Annotated in this window: 4 protein-coding genes; 1 reads left to right on the top strand and 3 read right to left on the bottom strand. The window is 38.8% G+C overall.

The annotated features are described in order from the left end of the window. Nucleotides 1-95 precede the first annotated feature (95 nt). Nucleotides 96-1,394, bottom strand: coding sequence for a cation:proton antiporter (locus V7K42_RS24405; RefSeq protein WP_334919851.1), 1,299 nt, complete (start codon nt 1,392-1,394; stop codon nt 96-98). Between the two features lie 700 nt (nt 1,395-2,094). On the opposite strand from V7K42_RS24405, the gene V7K42_RS24410 reads away from it, so the two are divergent. Then, nucleotides 2,095-2,364: a hypothetical protein gene (locus V7K42_RS24410; protein ID WP_094330359.1), complete on the top strand. Its 270-nt coding sequence runs from the start codon at nt 2,095-2,097 to the stop codon at nt 2,362-2,364. Between the two features lie 352 nt (nt 2,365-2,716). On the opposite strand, the gene V7K42_RS24415 is transcribed toward V7K42_RS24410, so the two are convergent. Together V7K42_RS24415 and V7K42_RS24420 are read right to left on the bottom strand one after the other, a co-directional pair. Beyond that, nucleotides 2,717-3,856 (bottom strand): glycosyltransferase family 4 protein, encoded by a 1,140-nt coding sequence (locus V7K42_RS24415; protein ID WP_334919852.1) that lies wholly within the window; start codon nt 3,854-3,856, stop codon nt 2,717-2,719. A 50-nt stretch (nt 3,857-3,906) separates the two neighbouring features. After that, nucleotides 3,907-5,076 carry a glycosyltransferase family 4 protein gene (locus V7K42_RS24420; protein WP_334919853.1) on the bottom strand — a complete coding sequence of 390 codons (1,170 nt, stop codon included), beginning with the start codon at nt 5,074-5,076 and terminating at the stop codon, nt 3,907-3,909. Nucleotides 5,077-5,531: the final 455 nt, after the last annotated feature.

Genomic DNA, 5,531 nt, shown 5'->3' on the forward strand with positions numbered 1-5,531 from the left:
ACGAGCGCCCATATCATTCATCACCTCGGTAGGCACATTTTCCGTATTCACTTATCTTAACATAGTTAGGTTTTTTCCCGCCCACCTACTTACTTTTATTCAAATTCATCAATTGTGGCGGAAGGAGTAGATTTTTTCTGATTAGCAAAATGGCGCTCATACCACTTCATTAATGGAGTTGCACTGATGCCATGTACAATCACAGAAGCTACGATAGTGGTGTAAGTTATCCAAGCAATTTTTTCGGCAGCTTCACCTTTTAAGCCATTACCAAAGGCATAGGCGAGATAATATAATGAGCCGACACCGCGAATACCAAACCATCCAAATAACCAACGAGTTCCTGGATGAAAGGTTCGGCGGCGTGAGTCTAGAGGGCGCTTACCTATTGTGCTAATCCAAACTCCTACAGGTCGGATTAGGAATAATAACAAAATTACTACCAACAAAGATTGCATAGCATAATTAAGTATTGGTTGCAATAACAATATTGAACCCAATAATAAAATTGTTCCAACTTCCAGCAGCTTTTCAACTTGTTCAAGAAATTCTAATTGTGCTAGTGGTTTCTCAGGATTGCTGTAACTTCGTTGGACAACTAATCCAGCAACAAATACTGCCAAAAATCCATAGCCATTAACCATTTCTGTTAAAGAATAAGTTATTAGAATTGTGCTGATAGCAATAAAATCTTCCATTAACTTATCAGCAGCACGGCGTTTTTGAATTTTCTGTTCAATCCAAACTATAGATTTGGCAACGACAATTCCCATAATAATGCCAACTGCGATCGCCCAAATTAAATCAACAGCAATCCACTGTTTAAACCAGTTCCCCCAATTATCATCTTTTAACGCATGAAGACCAAAATAAACGAAGGGAAAAGCTAAAGCATCATTTAACCCACCTTCAGAAGTTAAACCAAATCTCAACTCATCTTGGTCGTTTGTATCGGTCAGTTGTACTTCTGATGCTAATACTGGATCTGTAGGTGCAAGAATTGCTCCTAATAAAATTGCTTCTCCCCAATTCATTCCTAAAAAGAATTTACCCACAATAGCCAGGGCAAAAATTGAAATTGGCATCAGAAATACAATCAATCGCACTGTAATATCCCAAATGCCCAACCTTAGAGGACGAACAATTCTTAAGCCGCAGCTAAAGACAGAAATAATTACTACAAGTTCTGTTATTTTTTCCAGCAGTTCAGCGTTGAAAACTTCATCTCGACGTAATTGAATCAGACCTAAGCCATAAGGGCCTAGAAAAATACCAACTATTAGGTAGATAATGGCAAAGGAAAGAGGTAGGCGAGCAATCCAGCCTGACCCTAATGTGACCATCAGCAGAAGTAGACCAATCACAAATAGGTCAATTATATAGAGATTTACCATATAGCGGTTTGTATAAAATTATGCGTTACATTGTAAGCTTAATTGCAATATTTTTTTATTAGAATTACCTATGGGCAGATTTTCTGGGATTAGGGATTCAGACGCGCCACTAAATTGCAGAAAAAGGGAATAGTTAACAATTCAAAATTCAAAATGATGTTCTCTACGAGACGCTGTGCTAACAAACATTTTAGACAGTTTCAGACGGGGATTTAAGCCCCGACTGAAACGAAGCGGAGGCGGAGTGTAATGGTTGGGGTCTTAAACCCGGATTTCTTAACCACATCTCGATTAAGCTTGCACTTGGGCAGGGGAGCAGGGGAGCAGGGGCGCAGAGGAGCAAAGGAGCAAAGGAGAGTTCAAATACCAAGTTCTTTCCCCTCTGCCCATCCTTTCCCTCAAGCTTGTGAGAAATGCGGGGCCTTTATTTGCGATAAGTTTAGCGTTGGCTTTGCCCGCCGTCGGTATCGCACTTCGATTCTTCGCATCTAGCCCCTAAAATAATGGGATGTAGCATAGAAATATGGCTAATGTATACCTGTGCGCTGCGATGAATAGTCTATCTACTCTACTTTCTCACTCAGATATTGCCCAATTTTAGTACAAATATACTATAATAAATATAGCGTCCACAAAGCCTAATGAAATGCCTAACGGCTGTGTGAAAACCTTCCAGAAGATGGATTCAAGGGTTAGTTCGATGATGAAGCATTACATTCTCAACCTCAATCCGACTGCCAAACATGAATGGGATCGGTGTATTTTACGCGATCCGTTAACTGCCAAACGCCCAGACATTGCAAAATTAATTGCTGAAGCGGTTGGTGCTGATACAGGCAGTTATTTGGTGAGCGTGAATATCGAAGTTCAAGTTTTGCAGCAAGCCGCAGTCCCCCAAGCAGAACAGCTCTCGCTTTCGTTTCCAGAGGTGAGTGTGTCGTCACAACCACAATTGCGGGAAGCGGCTTAGAGGTTGTTTGAAAAGTATTGGGCTGTGATTTTAGGCACTTAGAGATCCCCCCTAGCCCCCCTTAAAAAGGGGGGAACCGGAATAAAATTCCCCCAATTGATCGGGGGATTTAGGGGGATCTGAAATGTTTTGCTACCAACGAGAGGACTTTTCAAACATCCTCTTAATGCGATCGCTTAGAATATCTGCGTAGTTAATTTAGTGTAGCTAAGTTGAGAGCAGGATTAGCGATCGCTCAACAACTCATATTATTTAACCAGACAACGTAAGATAAGGGGCTTCCAAAAAACAAATTATCCAAAATTATTTGTAGGGGATCTTGGCCAAAATCCCCTACTTATGCCACAGTGTACTAAAATCTGTGGGACAACAGTTGGGCAATTTGCTGATTAATAGTTGCAACATCAAAACGCTGACTAGCAGTAGTCTTGGCATTATTAGCTATAGTTGCAGTTATTTCCGTCTCCTGAAGACAGGTGATAATTACTTGTGCAAGTTCCTGGGGTTCTCCTGGTGTCACCAAAAAACCATTAAGCCCGTGTTCCACCAATTCCATTACACCCCCAGCTTTTGCTGCAACTACAGGTTTTCTACATAGCATTGCCTCTACAATCACTCTACCAAAGGGTTCGGGGGAAGTAGAGGTATGTGCTACCAAGTTACAAGCTGCCATTAACTGGGGAATATCTGAACGAAATCCTAAAAATTTAACGCGGTTTTCTAGCCCCAGATCGGTAATTTGTTGGTGTAACTTTTGGACATAATCTTGTTCGCCAAACAGGGCATCACCCACTAAAATAGCTGTCACCTCTTGCGGACATTTGGCAAGAGCATCAATTAAAATATGCTGTCCTTTCCAAGGTGCAAGACGGCTAAAGTGTCCAACGACAAATTTACCTTCCAATCCTAACTTTTTCTGCAATTTACTAATGTCGGATTCATCAGTTTGATAATTTTTTAGATCGAAGCCATTATAAACAACTTCGATTATATCTGAGCGTCCTCCTGCTTGGATAAAGGCTATTTTACTAGCTTGGGAATTGGCAATTACTAATGATGCAAAACGATTAGCTAAGTTGATAGCAATGCGAAGATTAGTTTGGCTAAAATGTTCTGTGGAAAGAATATCATGTAAATGATAAACTAGAGGACGACGACTGAAAAAACTTGCTAATGCTCCGACAACTAACGCTTTTTGGGTGTTGGCATAAATTAAATCGTATTCACGTGCTTTTTTAATTACCTTAATAATCAAAGGTGCAAGTTGTCCCAAACTCTTTAATCCTTGCACCAAACTACTTTCTTTACGAACTTGGATTCCTTGAGTTGCAAGAACTTCTACTGGGATATGATTTTGCTGTAGTAAATCTTTAAATAATCCATCTGCAAATAAACCTACTAAAGCGCGATCGCAGTATGGTTTAGCAATATCTATTAAACACAATTCTGCACCACCTGGTTTACCACTTTGGTCTAAGAAAAAAATTCTCATAAAACTTCCTTATAATACAATATAGAGATGCAGAGTTGTGCGTCTCTAGTTTAAGCTAATAAAATATTCCGTACTTGTTGGGCGATTTTATTCCAGTCGTAGTGTTTGGTGGCGTAATGGCGACAGTCCGAACGTGAAGGTATGGGGATATTTCCCAAAAGCGCTTGTTCTAATTTTTCAGCAATAGCTGAGGCTTCTATTGAAGTAGTAATTAAATCGGGTGAAAATTCTGATAAAATTTCTGGCATTCCCCCGACTGGTGTACATAAAACAGGAGTACCACAGGCTAGAGATTCAACTATTACTAATCCAAATCCTTCAAAAGATTGACTAGGCATTATAGTCAATTCAGCAGCTTGATAGGCTATAGGTAATTGCTCATCAGGGAGAAAGCCTAAAAATTTAACGTTATCATTTAGTCCTAATTCTGTAGCCTGTTGTTGGAGTGCGGCTTGGATGTGACCGCGACCTGCGATCGCTAGCCAAACGTCTGGTATTCTGGGCTTAATTATAGCCAAAGCCTGTAATAATTTGTCAACTCCCGTTCGATGCACTAAACGGCGGGATGTAAATATTATCCGGCGATTATTTGGCCAGCCTAGTTGTTTACAAGCCTCTTGGGGTGATAAATTTGGTTGGAACCAATCAATATCAACTCCACCAGGAATAACATTAATTTTGCTCCACGGTATTTGATATTTATCATGTAGAATTTTACCAAATGCTTTGCTCAGAACAATGAAGCGATCGCAGCGATTATAAGTGTTTTGTTCTATTAGCCAGTGTTTGATCAAAAGACTAAAATTTTTATTAACTACCTCTTGTTGACTCTCAGAAGCCCAAGGTCCATGAAAATTAAAGGTAACTGGTACACCCTTTGGCAAAATATCTAAAACAGGAAAGCTATATAATGCAAAGTGCAGATTAATAGCATCTGGTTTGCTTGTTCTTGTTTTCTGGAAATTACTTCTGATCGACCATAATCTTTGCCAAATAGCACTATCAGGAGAAGCTAAATTAGTCAGCTTAATTGGTGAATTTATTCCAGCCTCTGGTAAACCAACTCCGCATAATTCAACCTGGTCTTTATTGACTGCTAATTTATGAGTTAATTCATAAATATACCTTTCTAATCCTCCAGGATTTTTAGGAAACCAGCCTAATCCCAAAGTAAGGATAGATGCAGGCGATGAGGCAAAACTTTCTGATTTATTTTCCACTGATGTATCTCCTATAAATATATAAAATAGCGAATATCATTCATGGCTACACATAAAAAACCTGCTTCCTCTGACTAAGTAAAAATTGATGGTTTAAAATCCACCTGCATGGATTTTACTTGTGCAGATAAGGTTAATAGCCGCTAGTATTTCCGAATACACATTACCAATAAAGGTTTTTGTATAGAACACCAATTTATAAACTATTTATATATCAACGTCAACAAGGAATTAAAATTTGTGTTTTTATTAACTACACAGCACCGACTTAGACAAATATGATACCTTTCAAACAAGGAAGCGGAATGCTTGACGGGAAGAGATAAAAATCAATATAGATGAATAAGTTTAGAGTTATTTATGTATTAATGTTTACTATTCATCATTATTTTTTAGTAACCATTAATACATTAAATATAATTATCGAGATATTGGTTGATATTTAAATAATAAGA

The sequence above is a fragment of the Nostoc sp. genome (assembly GCF_036917455.1).
Lineage (GTDB): Bacteria > Cyanobacteriota > Cyanobacteriia > Cyanobacteriales > Nostocaceae > Nostoc.